The 19,161-nt window shown below is 69.1% G+C and carries 18 protein-coding genes; 10 read left to right on the top strand and 8 right to left on the bottom strand.

The features are described 5' to 3' along the window. The first annotated feature begins 14 nt into the window (after window positions 1-14). From A5697_RS03115 to A5697_RS03095, 5 genes are all read left to right on the top strand, one after another. On the top strand, window positions 15-503 hold the full coding sequence (locus A5697_RS03115) for a pyridoxamine 5'-phosphate oxidase family protein (RefSeq protein ID WP_067946439.1): 489 nt from the start codon (window positions 15-17) through the stop codon (window positions 501-503). A gap of 39 nt (window positions 504-542) precedes the next feature. Then, the gene (locus A5697_RS03110) at window positions 543-1,436 is read left to right on the top strand and encodes a sulfurtransferase (protein ID WP_067946441.1); all 894 of its coding nucleotides are present in this window, start codon (window positions 543-545) and stop codon (window positions 1,434-1,436) included. Beyond that, on the top strand, window positions 1,433-1,870 hold the full coding sequence (locus A5697_RS03105; RefSeq protein WP_067946443.1) for a SufE family protein: 438 nt from the start codon (window positions 1,433-1,435) through the stop codon (window positions 1,868-1,870). The genes A5697_RS03110 and A5697_RS03105 overlap by 4 nt, the downstream gene beginning before the upstream one ends. A gap of 108 nt (window positions 1,871-1,978) precedes the next feature. Beyond that, entirely contained in the window at window positions 1,979-3,772 is a 1,794-nt protein-coding gene (locus tag A5697_RS03100) for an acetyl/propionyl/methylcrotonyl-CoA carboxylase subunit alpha (RefSeq protein ID WP_067946446.1), read from the top strand. A gap of 175 nt (window positions 3,773-3,947) precedes the next feature. Further along, window positions 3,948-4,379, top strand: coding sequence for an STAS domain-containing protein (locus A5697_RS03095; RefSeq protein ID WP_067946448.1), 432 nt, complete (start codon window positions 3,948-3,950; stop codon window positions 4,377-4,379). On the opposite strand, the gene A5697_RS03090 is transcribed toward A5697_RS03095, so the two are convergent. The 4 genes from A5697_RS03090 to A5697_RS03075 form a co-directional block, all read right to left on the bottom strand. After that, window positions 4,350-5,138, bottom strand: a complete 789-nt coding sequence (locus A5697_RS03090) for an RNA polymerase sigma factor SigF (RefSeq protein WP_067946450.1) — start codon at window positions 5,136-5,138, stop codon at window positions 4,350-4,352. The two genes, A5697_RS03095 and A5697_RS03090, sit on opposite strands and share 30 nt — an antisense overlap. Then, entirely contained in the window at window positions 5,135-5,572 is a 438-nt protein-coding gene (locus A5697_RS03085; RefSeq protein ID WP_055405180.1) for an ATP-binding protein, read from the bottom strand. The genes A5697_RS03090 and A5697_RS03085 overlap by 4 nt, the downstream gene beginning before the upstream one ends. 387 nt (window positions 5,573-5,959) lie before the next feature. Continuing rightward, the gene (usfY, locus tag A5697_RS03080; protein WP_067946451.1) at window positions 5,960-6,271 is read right to left on the bottom strand and encodes a protein UsfY; all 312 of its coding nucleotides are present in this window, start codon (window positions 6,269-6,271) and stop codon (window positions 5,960-5,962) included. A 96-nt stretch (window positions 6,272-6,367) separates the two neighbouring features. After that, window positions 6,368-6,751 (bottom strand): hypothetical protein, encoded by a 384-nt coding sequence (locus A5697_RS03075; protein WP_067946454.1) that lies wholly within the window; start codon window positions 6,749-6,751, stop codon window positions 6,368-6,370. Window positions 6,752-7,029: 278 nt separating this feature from the next. Between A5697_RS03075 and A5697_RS03070 the strand changes: the two genes are divergently transcribed. Genes A5697_RS03070 through nei2 form a run of 3 tightly spaced genes read left to right on the top strand, consistent with a single transcriptional unit; the run spans window position 7,030 to window position 13,065 of the window. Beyond that, on the top strand, window positions 7,030-7,701 hold the full coding sequence (locus A5697_RS03070; RefSeq protein WP_067946456.1) for a TetR/AcrR family transcriptional regulator: 672 nt from the start codon (window positions 7,030-7,032) through the stop codon (window positions 7,699-7,701). 38 nt (window positions 7,702-7,739) lie between these two features. Next, window positions 7,740-12,296: an ATP-dependent helicase gene (locus A5697_RS03065; protein ID WP_068007908.1), complete on the top strand. Its 4,557-nt coding sequence runs from the start codon at window positions 7,740-7,742 to the stop codon at window positions 12,294-12,296. Window positions 12,297-12,309: 13 nt separating this feature from the next. After that, window positions 12,310-13,065, top strand: a complete 756-nt coding sequence (gene nei2, locus A5697_RS03060; RefSeq protein ID WP_068007907.1) for an endonuclease VIII Nei2 — start codon at window positions 12,310-12,312, stop codon at window positions 13,063-13,065. 12 nt (window positions 13,066-13,077) lie between these two features. On the opposite strand, the gene A5697_RS03055 is transcribed toward nei2, so the two are convergent. Then, window positions 13,078-13,995, bottom strand: a complete 918-nt coding sequence (locus A5697_RS03055) for a PHB depolymerase family esterase (RefSeq protein WP_067943032.1) — start codon at window positions 13,993-13,995, stop codon at window positions 13,078-13,080. Window positions 13,996-14,159: 164 nt separating this feature from the next. On the opposite strand from A5697_RS03055, the gene A5697_RS03050 reads away from it, so the two are divergent. Together A5697_RS03050 and A5697_RS03045 are read left to right on the top strand one after the other, a co-directional pair. Next, window positions 14,160-14,504, top strand: a complete 345-nt coding sequence (locus tag A5697_RS03050; RefSeq protein WP_067943035.1) for a DUF732 domain-containing protein — start codon at window positions 14,160-14,162, stop codon at window positions 14,502-14,504. A gap of 24 nt (window positions 14,505-14,528) precedes the next feature. Then, entirely contained in the window at window positions 14,529-14,798 is a 270-nt protein-coding gene (locus A5697_RS03045; protein ID WP_231971964.1) for a hypothetical protein, read from the top strand. Between the two features lie 3 nt (window positions 14,799-14,801). On the opposite strand, the gene mgtA is transcribed toward A5697_RS03045, so the two are convergent. The 3 genes from mgtA to phoU are packed head-to-tail and all read right to left on the bottom strand — an operon-like array spanning window position 14,802 to window position 19,123. Continuing rightward, the gene (mgtA, locus tag A5697_RS03040) at window positions 14,802-17,426 is read right to left on the bottom strand and encodes a magnesium-translocating P-type ATPase (RefSeq protein ID WP_067943038.1); all 2,625 of its coding nucleotides are present in this window, start codon (window positions 17,424-17,426) and stop codon (window positions 14,802-14,804) included. Further along, window positions 17,423-18,421 carry a magnesium transporter CorA family protein gene (locus A5697_RS03035; RefSeq protein WP_067943040.1) on the bottom strand — a complete coding sequence of 333 codons (999 nt, stop codon included), beginning with the start codon at window positions 18,419-18,421 and terminating at the stop codon, window positions 17,423-17,425. Before A5697_RS03035 ends, mgtA begins: the two co-directional genes overlap by 4 nt. Before the next feature lie 36 nt (window positions 18,422-18,457). After that, window positions 18,458-19,123, bottom strand: coding sequence for a phosphate signaling complex protein PhoU (gene phoU / locus A5697_RS03030; protein ID WP_067943042.1), 666 nt, complete (start codon window positions 19,121-19,123; stop codon window positions 18,458-18,460). Between the last annotated feature and the right edge of the window lie 38 nt (window positions 19,124-19,161).

Genomic DNA, 19,161 nt, shown 5'->3' with positions numbered 1-19,161 from the left:
CCTAGGGTCAAGCCATGACCACGTGGACCGAGTTCACCGCCCAAGCGCCGCGCATTGCCAGCATCTTCGCCCGTCGCCATCACGCCAGCGGCAATCTGTGCATGCTGGCAACCCTGCGCTCTGACGGGTTCCCCCGGATCAGCCCGATGGAGCCGCGGATCTTCGAGGAGCAGTTGTGGCTGCCCGGGATGCCGGCCACCACCAAGTTCCTCGATCTGGCGCGCGACCCGAGGTTCTGTCTGCACACCGCGACCGTCGACACCGAGGTGACCGACGGCGACGCGAAGCTCTGGGGCCTGGCCCGGGTCGTTCCCTACGGCGCGGTGCACCGCCGCTTCGCCGAGACGCTGTTCTCCGAGACCGGATTGGACCTGCGCGAGCAGCGATTCGATCTGCTCGGCGCCGACATCACCGGGGCGTCGGCGGTCGAGGTCCGCGACGGCCACCTGGACATCACCATCTGGAATCCCGGCGTTCCCGAGCGGGTGGTCCGCAAGCACTGACCCGATGGCCGTTGCGGCACTGACGGTAGGCTTTCAGGCGTGGCATTACCCCCGGATCCAAGCCCGACTCTGACGGCCTACGCCCACCCCGAACGGCTGGTCACCGCCGACTGGCTGTCCGCCCATCAGGGCACGCCCGGCCTGGCGATCGTCGAATCCGACGAGGACGTCTTGCTCTACGACGTCGGCCATATTCCCGGCGCGGTCAAGATCGACTGGCACACCGACCTCAACGACCCGAGGGTCCGCGACTACATCAACGGCGAGCAGTTCGCCGAATTGATGGACCGGAAAGGCATCTCGCGCGACGACACCGTGGTGATCTACGGCGACAAGAGCAACTGGTGGGCCGCGTACGCCCTGTGGGTCTTCACGTTGTTCGGCCACCCCGATGTGCGGCTGCTCAACGGCGGACGCGACCTGTGGCTGGCCGAGCGCCGGGAGACCACCCTGGACGTCCCCACCAAGACCTCCACCGGCTATCCCGTCGTCGCGCGCAACGACGAACCCATCCGGGCCTTCAAGGACGACGTCCTGGCCATCCTGGGCAGCCAGCCGCTGATCGACGTGCGCTCGCCGGACGAATACACCGGCAAGCGCACGCACATGCCCGACTACCCCGAGGAGGGCGTGCTGCGCGGCGGCCACATCCCCACCGCCCGGTCCATCCCGTGGGCCAAAGCGGTCGACGAGAGCGGGCGATTCCGCAGCCGCGAGGAGCTCGAGGAGCTCTACGACTTCATCGACCCCGAGGACAAGACCGTCGTGTACTGCCGCATCGGTGAGCGGTCCAGCCACACCTGGTTCGTGCTCACGTACCTGCTGGGCAAGCCCGGGGTGCGCAACTACGACGGATCGTGGACCGAATGGGGCAACACCGTGCGCACGCCGATCGTCGCCGGTGAAGAGCCGGGGGCCGTGCCGGTCCGATGACCCTGCCCGCCCCGTTGGCCGAGGTGGTCTCCGACTTCGCCGAAGTCCAGGGCCAGGACAAGCTGACGCTGCTGCTGGAATTCGCCAACGACCTGCCCGCCCTGCCCCCCGAGCTGGAAGAGCAGGCCATGGAGCCGGTGCCCGAGTGCCAGACCCCGCTCTTCCTGCACGTCGATGCCCGCGACCCGAACCGGGTGCGGTTGCACTTCAGCGCGCCCGCCGAGGCGCCGACCACCCGGGGGTTCGCGTCGATCCTGGCCGCCGGTCTCGACGAGCAGCCCGCGGCCGAGATCTTGGCGGTGCCCGAGGATTTCTACACCGACCTGGGCTTGGCCGCGCTGATCAGCCCGTTGCGGCTGCGCGGCATGTCGGCGATGCTCGCCCGCATCAAGCGGCGACTGCGCGAGTCGGCCCAAAATTCCGGCACCGCCTGATCGGCCCGACGGCGCGGCGCTTAGACTTCCCAAGAGTTGTAAGAAACTCTCTTAAAGAAGCCCAAGGCGGAAACACGTCCGCTTCAGATCTGCCAAACAGGAGGCGCAGTGGCTAGTCACGCCAGCTCGAGGATCTCCAAAGTGCTTGTCGCCAACCGCGGCGAGATCGCTGTCCGGGTGATCCGCGCGGCCCGCGATGCGGGCCTGCCCAGCGTGGCGGTCTACGCCGAGCCCGATGCCGATGCCCCGCACGTGCGGCTCGCCGACGAGGCGTTCGCCCTGGGCGGGCAGACCTCCGCCGAGTCCTACCTGGACATCGGCAAGCTCCTCGACGCGGCGGCCAAGTCGGGCGCCAACGCCGTCCACCCCGGCTACGGGTTCCTTTCGGAGAACGCCGATTTCGCGCAGGCGGTCATCGACGCCGGCCTGATATGGATCGGTCCGAGCCCCCAGTCGATCCGCGACCTCGGTGACAAGGTCACCGCCCGCCACATCGCCGCCCGCGCCCAGGCTCCGCTGGTGCCGGGCACCCCCGACCCGGTCAAGGACGCCGACGAGGTGGTGGCCTTCGCCGAGGAGTACGGCGTCCCGATCGCCATCAAGGCGGCCTTCGGCGGCGGCGGCCGCGGCATGAAGGTGGCGCGCACCATCGAGGAGATCCCGCACCTGTACGAGTCGGCGGTGCGCGAAGCCGTCGCCGCCTTCGGCCGCGGCGAGTGCTTCGTCGAGCGCTACCTGGACAAGCCCCGCCACGTCGAGGCGCAGGTGATCGCCGACCAGCACGGCAACGTCATTGTGGCCGGCACCCGCGACTGCTCGCTGCAGCGCCGCTTCCAGAAGCTGGTCGAGGAGGCGCCCGCGCCGTTCCTCACCGACGCGCAGCGCAAGGAGATCCACGAGTCGGCCAAGCGCATCTGCAAGGAGGCGCACTACTACGGCGCCGGCACGGTCGAGTACCTGGTCGGCCAGGACGGCCTGATCTCGTTCCTGGAGGTCAACACCCGCCTGCAGGTCGAGCACCCGGTCACCGAGGAGACCTCCGGAATCGACCTGGTGTTGCAGCAGTTCAAGATCGCCAACGGCGAAAAGCTGGACCTCACCGAGGACCCCACCCCGCGCGGCCACGCCATCGAGTTCCGGATCAACGGCGAGGATGCCGGACGTGGCTTCCTGCCGGCGCCCGGTCCGGTCACCCGCTACGACACTCCCAGCGGTCCCGGCGTCCGCCTGGACTCCGGCGTGGAGGCCGGTTCGGTGATCGGCGGTCAGTTCGACTCGATGCTGGCCAAGCTGATCGTCTACGGCGCCACCCGCGAAGAAGCCCTGGCCCGCTCCCGCCGTGCCCTTTCTGAATTCCACGTCGAAGGGCTGGCCACCGTCATCCCGTTCCACCGCGCCGTGGTGTCCGACCCCGCTTTCATCGGCGACGGCGACAGCTTCTCGGTGCACACCCGGTGGATCGAGACCGAGTGGAACAACACCATCGAGCCCTTCACCGCCGGCGAGCCCCTCGATGAGGAAGACGCCCGGCCCCGCCAGACGGTGGTCGTGGAGGTCGGCGGCCGCCGGCTCGAGGTATCGCTGCCCGGCGACCTGGCGCTGTCCAACGGCTCCGCGGATCCGGCCGGCGTCATCCGCAAGAAGCCCAAGCCGCGCAAGCGCGGGTCGCACGGGGGTGCCGCCGCCTCCGGGGACGCCGTCACCGCCCCCATGCAGGGCACCGTGGTCAAGGTCGCGGTCGAGGAGGGACAGGAGGTCGCTACTGGCGACCTGGTCGTGGTCCTCGAGGCGATGAAGATGGAGAACCCGGTCACCGCGCACAAGGACGGTGTCATCACCGGACTTGCGGTCGAGGCCGGCGCCGCCATCACCCAGGGCACGGTGCTCGCCGAGATCAAATAGCCCACGGACAGTAATCCTGGGAAACAGTTGTCGACCAGGTCTGGCGCGGGTAGCGTTCGGGTCAGGTTGAGTTCACAGCCGTCCGGATCACGTCAAATGGCGCGGGGAAGGCGAACTCCCTGTCTTTCCGCTTCGATCCACGCCTGACGTTTTCCGCAGCACAACTGCTCTACGGATGGAGTCAGTAATGTCTGTGGCCCAATCTTGGCAGCACAGCCGCGCGGCGCAGTTCACCGCGCGCTGGGACCCATCGGGGACCCTGGTCACGGTGGACGGCGAGCTCGACGCCGCCAACGCCGACCAGCTCGCCGCCTACGTCCGACACGTCGTCGCTCGTTCCCCGCGCGTGATCCTGGATCTGCGCGGCCTGAAATTCATTGGCACAGCAGGCTTTTCGGCGCTACACCGGATCAATGTCGCCTGCTCGGGCGCCCAGGCCTATTGGGCGATGGCGCCCAGCCCGGCGGTGGCTCGGTTGCTGCGCATCTGCGACCCCGACGGCACGCTCCCGGTGACGACGCCCGCGGCCGAGCCGCTTCTGGCATCGCTGCGAGCGGAGGGCGAAGAGCCGCCGTCCCTATTGCAGTTGGTCACGCAGCCGCGTTAGCGACTTCGCCAGCAGCCGGGACACGTGCATCTGGGAGATGCCGACCCGCTCGGCGATCTGGGTCTGCGTCATCGACTCGAAGAACCTGAGCACCAACACGGTTCGCTCCCGCTCGGGCAGGGCCTCCAGCAGCGGGCGCAGCGACTCCTGATCCTCGATCCGGTCCAGGCCGGTATCCACATCGCCCAGGGTGTCGGCGATCGCGCGGGCCTCGTCCTCTTCACTGCCGCCGCCGCTGTCGATGGACAGGGTGTTGTAGGAGCTGCCCGCCACCAGACCCTCGACGACCTCGTCGCGGTCCATGTCGAGTTCGGCGGCCAGTTCGGTCGCGGTGGGAGCCCGGCCGAGTCGTTGGGACAGATCCGCGGTGGCGGTGCCGAGACGCAGGTGCAGTTCCTTCAGGCGCCGCGGCACCTTGACCGACCAGCTGTTGTCGCGAAAGTGGCGGCGGACCTCGCCCATGATCGTGGGCACCGCGAAGGACACGAAGTCGGAACCGGCGTCGACGTCGAACCGCACCACCGCGTTGACCAGCCCCACACGCGCCACCTGGACGAGGTCGTCGCGCGGTTCGCCGCGGCCCTCGAACCGGCGGGCGATGTGATCGGCCAGGGGCAGGCAGCGCTCGACGATCTTGTCCCGTTGACGCTGGAATTCCATCGAGTCGCCGTCGACCGCGGCCAGCTCTCGGAACATGTCCGGGACATCGGCGTACTCGTTCGGGCGCGAGACCGAACCGCCGGCAGCTGGTGGTGTCACCTGCTGGAGGCCGCCCGTCGCGCCGTCAGCGTGATGCCGAAAACGCTGCCGGTTTGGTTGGGCTCGCGACCATCGTGGAAAGTCTGGACGTCGTCGGCCAGGGACGTCAGCACGTGCCAGCTGAAGCTGCCCGGGGCGACAACGTCGTGGGTGTCACACGCCGCCGAGGCCTCTACCACCAACTGGTCGTCCTGCGGGTCCACCACCACGACGAGGGTCGCGTCGGGGGTCGCGCAGCGGATCAGCCGGGTGCACACTTCGTCGACCGCAAGCCGCAGATCCGCGACGGCGTCGAAGTCCAGGTCCTCGAAGGTGCCGATCGCACCGACCAGCGTCCGCAGCATCGCCAAGTTCTCCAGGCGTGCCGCGACGTGCAGTTCGACGGCGCGATGGCCACGCTGACGCTTGTTAGTGCGCAATCCCGCATCGTTCATCTGGTCTCCCGGCAATGTTTGACTGACACTACTACCGCCCCGCAGCGCGCCGTGGACCGTACGTTCGAGCCGATTAGTCATGGTTTCCGCCGGGTGTGCGGCCCGATATGGACGGGCCGGAAACCACAGAAACGGTTCGGACGCGGCGGCTCAAGCGCGTGGCGGTGATCGCCGGGATCGCGCTGGTCGTATTGGTAGTTCTCGCTGTAAGCATCTATGTCGGTGTCTTCGTGTTCCTGCCCCCCGTGGGGTGACCACGCTGACGCAACCCTTCCGGCACTCATCATGGTGCACACCTGATACCCACTCGAAGAGGCGGGTAACCCCCCGCGTTTACTTCCCGGCAAAAATCACTCGGCGCTCACGCACGCCGCGGCGCGGGGGCTCCTAGCTGGCGGGCCACTGCCTTTGCACCTCGGGGTGCTCGGCGTACCAGCGATCGGCGATCCGGCGGATCCGCCGGTGCTCGATCGCTACCCACACCAACCCGAGGACCGTGGCGATGATCGCCACCACCCCCGCGGTCATGCCCTCGTGGTGATGCCCGGTGCCGAAGGCCGACAGGCTTCCGGATCCTCCGATCACACCGGCCACCACCAACAGGTAGCCGGGCCAGTGCAGTACGTCGATCAGCGACTCGCCGGCGAGTGGCCGCGTTGTCCTCAGGTGGTCGACGGGGTCATGAAACGTGTCTCCCATGGCTGCTCCTAGTGGAGATTGGTGACGCATTCGCAGCTCAATACGGGTTGCACCATCAACGGTAGATCTCCCGGGAGGCTTTTGGCGAGACCCCTATCAGAGGACCAGGGCCGGGCCGGCGATCGGGGCCACGCCCATGGCGACCATCAGCACCATCAGCGTGAACAGAAACCAGCCCGCGCCGTGCCATCCCCACCAGGTGCCCCGCGCCTTCCATACGTGATAGGTCCGCAGGAACGCCCAGAGGCCGGCCGCCAGCAGGATCAGCGGTCCGCCCAGCGCCAGCAACGTCCGCTGCGGCGCGCCGCACGCCGCGGTGTCCACACCGGTGCCGGGACAGGTGCTCACCCACAGCGCGGCCAGGATCAGGAAGCCGACCGCCGCGGCCGCGGCCGCCGCCGCGAACCGGATGGCGGCACGCACCTCGCCGTCCTCCTGTCCCAAGCGATCACCACCCGATCGCTCATCCGCTTTGTGCATCGGTGCCCCTCATATCCCGGGAATTCGTTGTTTTGTCCATCGTTTGCTGCGCCGCAATGGTTACCGCGCGATGACAAGCGGAAATCGCATGGGGACAAATACCCATCGGCAAACCCGGTAAAACGGCCGGATCCCGGGTCGCGGCCGCAAAATTTCCGCCGGTGCGCGAATAGCCCGCAGCGTCAATTATTCGGATGTATTACCGCTGGCACGGGGCGTGGAGCCCGGATAGACACAATATGGTTGGTGTCTCAGGACCGATGAGTACTATCTCTCACATGCCGACAGGCCGAAGGCGGTTATCCCCCGAGGATCGACGCGCTGAGCTGCTCGCTTTGGGGGCCGAAGTCTTCGGAAAGCGACCCTACGACGAAGTGCGGATCGACGAGATCGCCGAGCGCGCCGGAGTGTCCCGGGCGCTGATGTATCACTACTTCCCCGACAAGCGCGCCTTCTTCGCCGCGGTGGTCAAGGACGAGGCCGACCGGCTGTACGAGACCACCAACATGGACGACGCCACCGGCCTCACCATGTACGAAGAAGTGCGGATGGGGGTCATGGCGTACATGGCCTACCACGAGCAGAATCCGGAGGCCGCCTGGGCCGCCTACGTCGGGCTCGGCCGGTCCGACCCGGTTCTGCTGGGCGTCGACGACGAAGCCAAGAACCGCCAGCTCGAACACATCATGAGTCGCATCCACGACCTGGTGGCCAACATCTCCGGGGCGAAGCTGGAAGGGGACGTCGAGCGCGACCTTCGGGTGATCTGTCACGGCTGGTTGGCGTTCACGTTCGAGCTGTGCCGCCAGCGCATCATCGATCCCACGATCAACGCCGAACGCCTCGCCGACGCCTGCGCGCACTCACTGTTCGACGCCATCGCGCGCGTGCCCGAGATACCCGAGGAGCTGTCCCACGCGATGGCGACGGCCCGAATCCAGCCGCGCTAGCCCGCGCTCTTGTCGGTGCGCCTTGGCACCATGGTGAAGTGACCACCCGTGACCCCTTAGGCCGGTTCAGCGCGACCACGCGCGAATGGTTCACCAGCACCTTCGCCGGTCCAACCACCGCGCAGGCCGAAGCCTGGGACGCGATCGCCGACGGCGACAACACGCTGGTGATCGCGCCGACCGGGTCCGGCAAGACGCTCGCGGCGTTCCTGTGGGCCTTGGACTCCCTCGCCGGCCCGGCCGCGAGGCCGGCCGGCACCCGCGTGCTCTACGTGTCCCCGCTCAAGGCGCTGGCTGTCGACGTCGAGCGCAACCTGCGCACCCCGCTGGCGGGCCTCACCCGCATAGCCGAGCGCCACGGACGCCCCCCGCCCGGCATCAGCGTCGGCGTCCGCTCGGGCGACACCCCTCCCGCCGAACGCCGGCAGCTCATCGCCCGTCCCCCCGACGTGCTGATCACCACGCCGGAGTCGCTGTTCTTGATGCTCACCTCGTCCGCCCGCGAAACGCTGGCCGGCGTGCAGACGGTGATCGTCGACGAGATCCACGCGATCGCCGCCGGCAAGCGCGGCGCGCACCTGGCGCTGTCGCTGGAGCGGCTCGACGATTTACGGGACGGGCCGCCGGCGCAGCGCATCGGGTTGTCGGCGACGGTGCGCCCACCCGAAGAGCTCGCCCGGTTCCTGTCCGGACGGCAACCGACGACCATCATCGCGCCCCGCACGGCCAAGACCGTCGAGCTGGCGGTGCAGGTTCCGGTGCCCGACATGGCCAACCTGGCCAACAACAGCATCTGGCCCGACGTCGAGGCGCGGCTGGTCGACCTCATCGAGGCGCACAACTCGACCATCGTGTTCGCCAATTCGCGCCGGCTGGCCGAGCGGCTCACCGCGCGGCTCAACGAGATCCACGCCGAACGCTGCGGTGTGGGGCTCTCAGGTGAGACCAACCCGAAGGTGGCGGGCGGGGCGCCCGCGCACATCATGGGCAGCGGCCAGACCTACGGCGCCGACCCGATCCTGGCCCGCGCTCACCACGGCTCGGTCAGCAAGGAACAGCGCGCCCTGGTCGAGGAGGACCTCAAGCGGGGACTGCTCAAGGCGGTGGTGGCGACGTCGAGCCTGGAGCTGGGCATCGACATGGGCGCGGTCGACCTGGTGATCCAGGTGGAGGCGCCGCCGTCGGTGGCCAGCGGCCTGCAACGCATCGGGCGGGCCGGCCACCAGGTCGGCGAGGTGTCCCAGGGCGTGCTGTTCCCCAAGCACCGCACCGATCTGATCGGCTGCGCCGTGACCGTGCAGCGGATGCTCGCGGGCGAGATCGAGACGATGCGGGTCCCCGCCAACCCGCTGGACATCCTGGCGCAGCAGACGGTGGCGGCCGCCGCCCTGGAGCCGCTGGACGCCGACCGGTGGTTCGACACGGTGCGCCGCAGCGCGCCCTTCGCGACGCTGCCGCGCAGCGTGTACGAGGCCACCCTCGACCTGCTGTCGGGCAAGTACCCCTCGACCGAGTTCGCCGAGTTGCGTCCCCGCCTGGTCTACGACCGCGACACCGGCACGCTGACGGCGCGGCCGGGCGCGCAGCGGTTGGCCGTCACCTCCGGCGGCGCCATCCCGGACCGCGGCATGTTCACCGTCTACCTCGCCAGCGAGTCGGAAAAGCCGTCGCGCGTGGGCGAACTGGACGAGGAGATGGTGTACGAGTCCCGGCCCGGGGACGTGATCTCGCTGGGCGCCACCAGCTGGCGGATCACCGAGATCACCCACGACCGCGTCCTGGTGATACCGGCGCCCGGCCAGCCGGCCCGGCTGCCGTTCTGGCGCGGCGACGACGCGGGCCGGCCCGCCGAGCTGGGTGCCGCGCTGGGCGCGTTCACCGGCGAGCTGGCCGGCCTGGACCGCGACGCCTTCAACGCCCGGTGCGCGGCCCTGGGGTTCGACGCCTACGCCACGGACAACCTGTGGGCGCTGCTGGACGAGCAGCGGGACGCCGCCGGCGTGGTCCCAACCGACACCACCCTGCTGGTCGAGCGGTTCCGCGACGAACTGGGCGACTGGCGGGTGATCCTGCACTCGCCGTACGGGTTGCGGGTGAACGGGCCGCTGGCGCTGGCGGTGGGCCGGCGGCTGCGCGAACGCTACGGCCTCGACGAGAAGCCGACCGCCTCCGACGACGGCATCGTGGTGCGACTGCCGGACATGCTGTCCGATGCCGGCGAAACCCCGCCCGGCGCTGAGTTGTTCGTCTTCGACGCCGACGAGATCGATCCGATCGTCACCGACGAGGTGGGCGGTTCGGCGCTGTTCGCGTCGCGGTTCCGCGAGTGCGCGGCCCGTGCCCTGCTGCTGCCCCGCAGGCACCCGGGCAAGCGGTCGCCGCTGTGGCACCAGCGCCAGCGGGCCGCCCAGCTGCTTGACGTGGCTCGCAAATACCCCGACTTCCCGGTGGTGCTGGAGACCATCCGCGAATGCCTGCAGGACGTGTACGACGTGCCCGCCCTGACGTCGCTGATGGCCGGCATCGCGCAGCGCAAGGTGCGGGTGCTCGAAACCGAGACGGCGCGGCCGTCGCCCTTCGCGGCCTCCCTGCTGTTCGGCTACGTCGGCGCCTTCATGTACGAGGGCGACACCCCGCTGGCCGAACGCCGGGCCGCGGCGCTGTCGCTGGACAGCACGCTGCTCGCCGAGCTGCTCGGCCGGGTCGAGCTGCGCGAGCTGCTCGACCCGGACGTCATCGCCGCGACCGGCCGCCAGTTGCAGCACCTGTCGGCGGACCGGGCCGCGCGCGACGCCGAAGGCGTCGCGGACCTGCTGCGGCTGCTGGGCCCGATGACCGAGGACGAGGTCGCCGCCCGGGCCGGCGGCGCCGAGGTGGGCGGCTGGCTCGAGGGCCTGCTCGCGGCCCGGCGGGCGCTGCCCGTGTCGTTCGCCGGCCGCAGCTGGTGGGTGGCCATCGAGGACATCGGCCGGCTGCGCGACGGGGTCGGTGCGCCGGTTCCGCTGGGCGTGCCGGCCGCGTTCACCGAGGCGGTGGCCGACCCGCTGGGCGAGCTGCTGGGCCGGTACGCCCGCACCCACACCCCGTTCACCACCGCCGCGGCCGCCGCCCGGTTCGGGCTGGGACTGCGCGTGACGGCCGACGTGCTGGGCCGGCTGGCCGCCGACGGCCGCCTGGTGCGCGGCGACTTCGTCGCCGCACCGGAAGTCTCGGAAACCTCCGCGGCGGCCGGAGGCGAACAGTGGTGCGACGCCGAGGTGCTGCGCGTGTTGCGGCGGCGTTCGCTGGCCGCGCTGCGCGCGCAGGTCGAGCCGGTGAGCACCGCCGCGTACGGACGGTTCCTGCCCGCCTGGCACCGGGTGGCCTCGCCCGGTTCCCCAGGCCACTCGGGACTGGACGGGCTGATGTCGGTGGTCGACCAGCTGGCCGGTGTCCGGATGCCGGCCTCGGCGATCGAACCGCTGGTGCTTGGCCCACGGATCCGGGACTACTCCCCCGCCATGCTCGACGAGCTGCTCGCCACCGGGGAGGTGACCTGGTCGGGCGCCGGCTCGATTTCGGCCGGCGACGGCTGGGTCGCGCTGCACGTAAGCGATTCCGCGCCCTTGACGCTGGCCGGGCCGGCTGAAATCGACTTCACCGAAGCCCACCGCGCGATCCTGGACACGCTGGCCGGCGGCGGCGCGTACTTCTTCCGTCAGCTGGCCCAGAGCGGCACCCCCGACACCGAACTCAAAGCCGCGCTGTGGGAGCTGATCTGGGCGGGCTGGGTCACCGGCGACACCTTCGCGCCGGTGCGCGCGATGCTCGGCGGCGTCGGCAACCGCAAGCGCGCGGCCCCGGCGCACCGGTCACATCGCCCGCCGCGCCTGAGCCGATACAGCGTGGCGCATGCGCAATCCCGCCCCGCCGACCCCACGGTGGCGGGCCGGTGGTCGGCCCTGCCGCCACCCGAGCCCGATTCCACGGTGCGCGCCCACTACCAGGCGGAGTTGCTGCTGGGCCGTCACGGCGTGCTGACCAGAGGCGCCGTGGCGGCCGAGGGCGTCACCGGCGGATTCGCCACGCTCTACAAGGTGCTGAGCACCTTCGAGGAGGCCGGCCGGTGCCAGCGCGGCTACTTCGTCGAGTCGCTGGGCGGCGCCCAGTTCGCGGTCGCCTCGACCGTCGACCGGCTGCGCAGCTACAGCGACGGGATCGACCCCGAGCGTCCGGAATACCGGGCCGTCGTGCTCGCCGCCGCCGACCCGGCCAATCCCTACGGCGCCGCGCTGCCGTGGCCGAACCCCGGCGGGGAGGGCGCACGGCCCGGCCGCAAGGCCGGCGCGCTCGTCGTGCTGGTGGACGGCCACCTGGCCTGGTTCCTCGAGCGCGGCGGGCGGTCACTGCTCACCTTCACCGACGACCCGGCGGCCCACCATGCGGCGGCCGCGGCGCTGGCCGAGTTGGTCGCCTCCCGGCGCGTCGCGTCGATTCTGGTCGAGCGCATCGACGGCGCACCGGCGTTGCAGCCCCAAAACGGGCCAAACCCGGTGGCGGACGGCTTGCAGGAAGCGGGCTTCGCCCGCACACCACGCGGACTGCGGCTCCGTTAAGGCCGCGCCAGCCATGCCCGAAGGAGATACCGTCTGGCACACCGCGGCAGTGCTGCGCGAGCACCTGGCCGGGCGCACCCTCACGCGCTGCGACGTCCGCGTCCCCCGGTACGCGACCGTCGACCTCACCGGGCAGACGGTCGACGAGGTGCTCAGCCGGGGCAAGCACCTGTTCATCCGGGTGGGCCGCGCGAGCATCCACTCGCACCTGAAGATGGACGGCAGCTGGCGGGTCGGCGACCGGCCGGTGCGGGTCGACCACCGGGCGCGGATCGTTCTGGAGGCCGGCGCCGTCCGCGCCGTCGGCGTGGACCTCGGCGTCCTGGAGATCCTGGAGCGCGACCGCGACGGGGACGCCGTCGCCCACCTGGGGCCCGACCTGCTGGGCGAAGACTGGGACGCCGGGCTGGCCGCCGCCAACCTGGCCGCGCACCCGGACCGCCCGCTCGCCGAGGCGCTGCTGGACCAGCGCGTGCTGGCCGGAATCGGCAACGTCTATGCCAACGAGCTGTGTTTCGTCAGCGGACACCTGCCCACCGCCCCGGTGAGCGCGGTCGCCGACCCGCGCCGGCTGGTCGCCCGTGCCCGGGACATGTTGTGGCTGAACCGGTCCCGCTGGAACCGCTGCACCACCGGCGATACCCGGGCCGGGCGGCAGCTGTGGGTCTACGGGCGCGCCGGGCAGGGTTGCCGTCGCTGCGGCACCCCCATCAACTACGACGACGCCGGGGAACGGGTCACGTACTGGTGCCCGTCCTGCCAGCGCTGACCCGCAGCGCCACTAGTCCCGGGCGTGCGCCAGGAAGAATTCCGCGATGGCCTCCGACCCGTCGAGCGCGCGGGTGGTGGGCCCGATGATCGCCTTCGGCAGGTATTGCCTGCCGCCCGGCCACGTGTGCCCGCCGCTGTCGATCTGGTAGAAGATCACCTCGGTGGACGCCGCACACGCCGCGGAGTCAAAGCGATGCACGACGGTGCCGTCCCCGACGTTGGGCAGCGCCTGCACCGAGGGGTCGCCCTGGCATCCATCGGCCGAACGCCACTTGTTCACCATCGTGGTCGCGGAGACGGAGTGGCTCAGCCCGCCTCGGCCGCGCACGGCCCCACCGTTGAACGGCACCAGCGGGTCGGCGGTGCCGTGGGCCTCCCAGACCGACACCGGCCGCGACGGATTGCACGCCACCCCGACGCCCAGGGTGCCCGCCACGGGCGCGACCGCGGCGAACACGTCGGCACGGTCGCACGCCAGCCGGTTGGACATGAAGCCCCCGTTCGACATCCCCGTGACGAAAACGTGCCCGGGGGCGATGCCGTAGTCGTTCTGCACCTTGTTCACCAGGCCCACCAGGAAGCCGACGTCATCGATGTGCCGGCGATCCGCCGGCGACGCCCCCCGCCCGTCGGCCCAGCTCTTGTCGTAACCGTCTGGATAGACCACGAGCAGGTTGTGGGCGTCGGCGACCGCATCGAAGCCGGTCAGCCCCCGCTGACCGTTCCCGGTACCGCCGCCGCCGTGCAGGCTCAGCACCAGACCGACCGGGCTACCCGGCGGCACATGTAGCAGGTAGGTTCGATCCATGCCGCCGGAACGGAACGTGCCGGAAGCATCCCGAGCGGTGGCCGCCGAGACATGCCGCACACCACAACCCACCAAGCACACCGCTACAACGGCCACTGACAACCAACGCACGTACGGCATATCGTCAATACACCGACGGAGCCGATGCCGGAGCAAACCCGGGTGTGGCGATGATCGCAATATCATTGATCCTGCACCGTGCGCCGCCGCAACGTGCGAATAATATTCGGGCAGCCCCCGCGGTCAACGAGCAACGGCACTTCGATGTCACGGGAGTATCAGAAATGACGAGGACCCAGATTCGCAACCCCAGCCTGCTGCTGTTGCTGTTGGCTGCCGGGGTTGTCCCGGCCGCCGGGCTGCTGGGCGCGCTGGGAGCGGCCCCGGCCGCGCAGGCGAGCGCGGCCGATGACGCTTTCCTCGCGGCGCTGACGTCCAAGGGCATCAACTACGAGTCGCCCGAAACCGCCATCCGGTCCGGTCATTTGGTGTGCCAGGAACTCGAGTCCGGTGAATCGCCGCAACAGGTGGCCAACGACGTCATGACCAACAGCCACCTCGATGGCTATCACGCCGGCTACTTCGTGGGCGTGAGCATCCGGGCGTACTGCCCGAAGTATCAGGCCTGAAATTTACAGGCAGTTGACAGGCTCGTGACAAGCGCGCCGGTAAAATTGAGCCTGAACCTATCTCGAGAATTCGAAGGCCAAATGATTCCTAAACTTTTGGTCGGCGTTGCACTCACCTTCGGCGCTGCAGGTTGGACGGCAGCATCGGCAAACGCCGACCCAAGCCCCTTCAGCACGCTGAGCTGCAGTTGCCAGGAGACGGCTCCGGCGGGCAGCACGACCCTGACGGACAAGGTCGATCGGGGAATCCAGCAAGGCCTTTCGGATCTGCCGGCCATCGCCGTCGAGCACTGACACTCACTTTCGCGTCCGCCGCTCGATGTAGTGGTAGCGCGCGGCCCGTCGGCGGATGCGATACGCACTTCCGCGCGTGCGGTGCGGCTGCGCGACGGCGTGCATCGGCTCGCTGTAGAACAGCAGCTTGCCCAGCTCCACCAGCACCAGGTAACAGACCACGAAGGTGCCCAGCGCGGCGAAGAACTGCCACGGCAGCGGCGTGAAGCCCAGGGTGCGCGCCAACGGCGAAATCGTCAGCCCGGCGCCGACCGCCACCACGGTGAGGCTGGTGACGGCGAGCAGCGCGCTGGGCCGGCTGCGAAAGAACGGCACCATGCGCGTGCGAATGACGAAGATGATCAGCGTCTGCGTCGCAAGCGATTCCACGAACCAGCCGGTCCGGAACTCGATAGCACCGGCGTGCAGCACGCCCAGCATCAATCCGAACGTCAGGAAGTCGAACAGCGAACTGATCGGGCCGAAGATCAGCATGAAGCGGCGGATGAACGCGACGTTCCAATGCGACGGCGCGTGCAGCTGCGCCGCGTCGACCCGGTCGGTCGGGATCGCCAGCTGCGAGGTGTCGTAAAGCAGGTTGTTGAGCAGGATCTGGCTGGGCAGCATCGGCAGGAACGGCAACAGCGCCGACGCGGCCGCGGCGCTGAACATGTTCCCGAAATTGCTCGACGTGCCCATCAGCACGTACTTGATGGTGTTGGCGAAGATGCGGCGCCCCTCGGCCACCCCGGTGGCCAGGACGCTGAGGTCCTTCTCCAGCAGCACCACGTCGGCCGCGTCCTTGGCCACGTCGGTGGCGCTGTCGACGGAGATCCCCACGTCGGCGGCGTGCAGGGCGAGCGCGTCGTTGACGCCGTCGCCCAGGAAGCCGACCGATCGGCCCTCGCGCCGCAGCGCGGTGATTAGCCGCTCCTTCTGCTCGGGGGAGATGCGCGCGAAGATCGTGTTCTTCCGCGCGGTGCGGGTGAACGCGCGGTCATCCAAACCGTCGAGCTGTGCGCCGGTGACGGTGCCCTTCGACGCCAAACCCAGTTCGGCGCAGACCTTTTCGGCGACCCGGGGGTTGTCCCCAGTGGCGATCTTCAGCTCGATGCCCAGCTCGGCCAGTTCGGACAGTGATTGCCGCGCAGCGGATTTGGGCTCGTCGGCGAAGACCAGGAAGCCCACGAGCGACAGGTCGCACTCGTCCGCCCGGGTGAGCGTTGTCAGCGACGGCGCCGGTTTGGTGGCCACGGCCACCACCCGACGCCCGGCGCCGAACAAGCCCGCGAGGGTTTCTTCGGCCGCCGACGGGACCGCGCGGCACTGGGCCAGCACCTGCTCAGGCGCCCCCTTGACCACCAGCACCCGGCCTCCGTCGTCGTCGACCAGCGCCGACGTCGCCCGGCGTTCATGGTCGAACGGCAGCATCGCAACCCGTCGCGCGGCCCCGGGCACCAATTGGTGCGCCTGCGGCGACTCCCAAAGCGCGGCGTCGAGCGAATTGGCGCTGGCGCCACCGGTTTCCGGGTCCACATCGGTGGCCAGCAGTCCCAGCCGGCGGACCGCGTCGCTGTGCGCACCGGCGGGATCGACCGAGTCCACCAGACGGATCCGGCCCTCGGTCAGGGTCCCGGTCTTGTCGGTGATCAGGATGTCGATGTCGCCGAGGTCTTCGATGCACACCAGCCGCTTCACGAGCACCTTCGCTTTGGCCAGCTGCCGTGATCCGGTCGCCAGGCCGGTGCTGACGACGGCGGGCAGCAGCTGCGGCGTGATCCCGACCGCGATCGCGAGCGAGAACAGCACGGAGTCGATGATGGGCTTGGCCAGCAGTAGGTTGCTGATCAGGATGATCACCATCAGCGCGACGGCGACCTGGAGCAGCAGGTAGGAAAAACGGCGCAACCCGACCTGGAAAGCGGTTTCGGGCTGGCGTTCGTCCAAACCCGCTGCGATTCGCCCGAATTCGGCGTTTTTCCCGGTGGCGTACACGACACCGGTGCCCTCGCCCGCACTGACGATTGTGCCCATGAAGGCCAGGTCGGTCGCGTCAGCCACGTCGGTTCCGGCAGGCACCGGTTCCGGTGACTTCTCCGATCCGGTCGATTCCCCGGTCAGGATGCTTTCGTTGCATTCCAGACCGTTGACGTCGATCAGCCGGACATCGGCCGGCACGGCCTCCCCCAGCGACAGCCGGATCACGTCGCCCGGGACGAGCGCGGTGACGGCGATCGCGACGAACTTCCCGTCGCGGCGCACCACGGCGTTGTGGTGCACGCTGGCATGCAGGTCGGCCGCGGCCCGCTCGGCGCGGTATTCGTTGATGAAGCCCAGGCCGATGCTGGCCGCCAGGATGATGCCGATGATGACGGCCTGCATGCTGTCGCCCAGGAAGTACGAGACCACCGCGGTGCCGGCCAGCAGGATGAGCACGGCGTTGCGCAGTTGACGGCCCAGTACCGCAAGGACATTGACGCGGTGGGTCCGCACCGCGTTCGGGCCGTAACGCGCCAGCCGGGCGGCGGCCTCCGTGCCGGACAACCCGGTCGCCGAGCTGTCCAGCCGGCGCAGCACCTCGTCGACGGGCGCGGCGGCGACCAGCGTCGCGTTCGGGGCCGCGGACTCGGTCAGCAGGTCAGCAGTCATAACCAGTCGCGCCGTTTGAACATCACGTAGATGACCACCATCAGGACGAAGATCAGGGTGGTGCTGGCCAGGAAGCCGGCGAGGTGACCGAAGCCCGGGTAGGGCACGTTCTGGCCGTAAAAGCCCGTGATGGCGGTGGGAACGGCGATGATGGCCGCCCATCCGGTGAGCTTCTTCATGATGGTGTTGAGCCGGGCGTCTTGCAGCGACAGATTGGTTTCGAAAATCGTTGTGACCATGTCGCGCAACGACTCCGTCCATTCCGACACGCGGAGCACGTGGTCGTACAGGTCTGCATACAGCGGGTCCAATTCGGGGGCGGTGCCGACCTCGTGGCGGTGGTGCTGAATCGAATTGACGACCTCCCGCATCGGGAGCGCCACCCGCCGCAGGGCGACCAGGTCGCGTCTCATCTGAAACGTCCTGCGCTGAAAGCTCGCCTGCCGCGGCTTGCCGTCGAACAGCTCGTCTTCGATGTCTTCGATGCAGTCGTCCAGGGCTTCCACCGCCGCGAAGTGACTGTCCACCACGACGTCGAGCAACCCGTGCACCAGGGCGCCCACCCCGTACTGCTGGGCACCGATCTCGTCCCAGCGCCGGGTGACCGCGGCGATGTCGAAGTCGGGCGTCAGGCGCACGGTGATCAAACCGCGGGGAAGCACGAAGGCCGAGATCCGCTGCATGGACAGCATCCGCCGCGGCTCGTCGGTGGCTTCGTCCGTGACGTGCACGGCATAGACGGTGAAGAAGGTGTGGGTTTCGTATGCGGTGGCCTTGACCCGCTCGGCCGCCGCCACGGCGTCTTCGACGGCCCACCTGTTGAGGCCGAGTTCGTCTGCCAGCGCGCAGAACGCGTCGTGGTCCGGCTCGCACAAATCCACCCAGACCAGGGCGTCGGGCTCGCGGAGGTACTCGGAGATGTCATCGAAGGTGAACTCGTCCTGCGGCTTGCCGTGGCGCCACAGGCGTCCTTGGATGTTGGGCGCGACTTGCACGAGGCCATCCTCTCAGCCGAGCCCGCCCAGCGCCTCTCAGTAGGTGGAGATTTCATCCTGAGCCGGCAGGTCACCGCTGACCATGAAGACGACCCGGCGACCGACTTCCACGGCATGGTCGGCGAAGCGCTCGTAGAAGCGGCCCAGCAACGCCGCGTCCACGGCGACCGGAATATTGTCGGTCCAGTCCTTGTCCAGCAGCACGCTGAACAACTGCCGGTAGAGCTCGTCCATCGCGTCGTCTTGTTCGCGAAGCCGCGCGGCCTGCTCTGGGTCGCGGGATATCAGCACCTGTTTTGCGCTGTCGCCCAACGCGATTGCCACCTTGGCCATGTCGGCGAAACACGCGCGGACCTTGTCAGGAAGTACCCGATTCGGGTGTTCCCGCCGGGCGATCTTGGCGACGTGCACGGCCAGCGCGCCCATGCGTTCGATGTCGGCGCTGAGCTGTACGGCGCTGAAGACTGCGCGTAACTCCCCGGCCACCGGTTGTTGCAGCGCCAGCAACGCGAAGGCTTCCCGCTCCGCTCGCGCGCGCATCACCACCAAGCGGTCGTGCTCCCGGATGACCTGTTCGGCGGCGTCGAGATCGGCCTCCAACAGGGCCTGGGTCGCCCGCCGCATGGCCTCGTTGGCCAGGCCACACATCTCGCTGAGCTGGACGGTCAACTCGGATAGCTGGTGGTGATAGGCAGTTCGCATAGCGCAACGGTGACGCAACGCGAGGCGATTTCACAAGG

Source organism: Mycobacterium sp. E3251, from assembly GCF_001666835.1.
Lineage (GTDB): Bacteria > Actinomycetota > Actinomycetes > Mycobacteriales > Mycobacteriaceae > Mycobacterium.
Note: the sequence above shows the minus strand (reverse complement) of the source record. Positions and strands in the feature narration are given on the sequence as shown.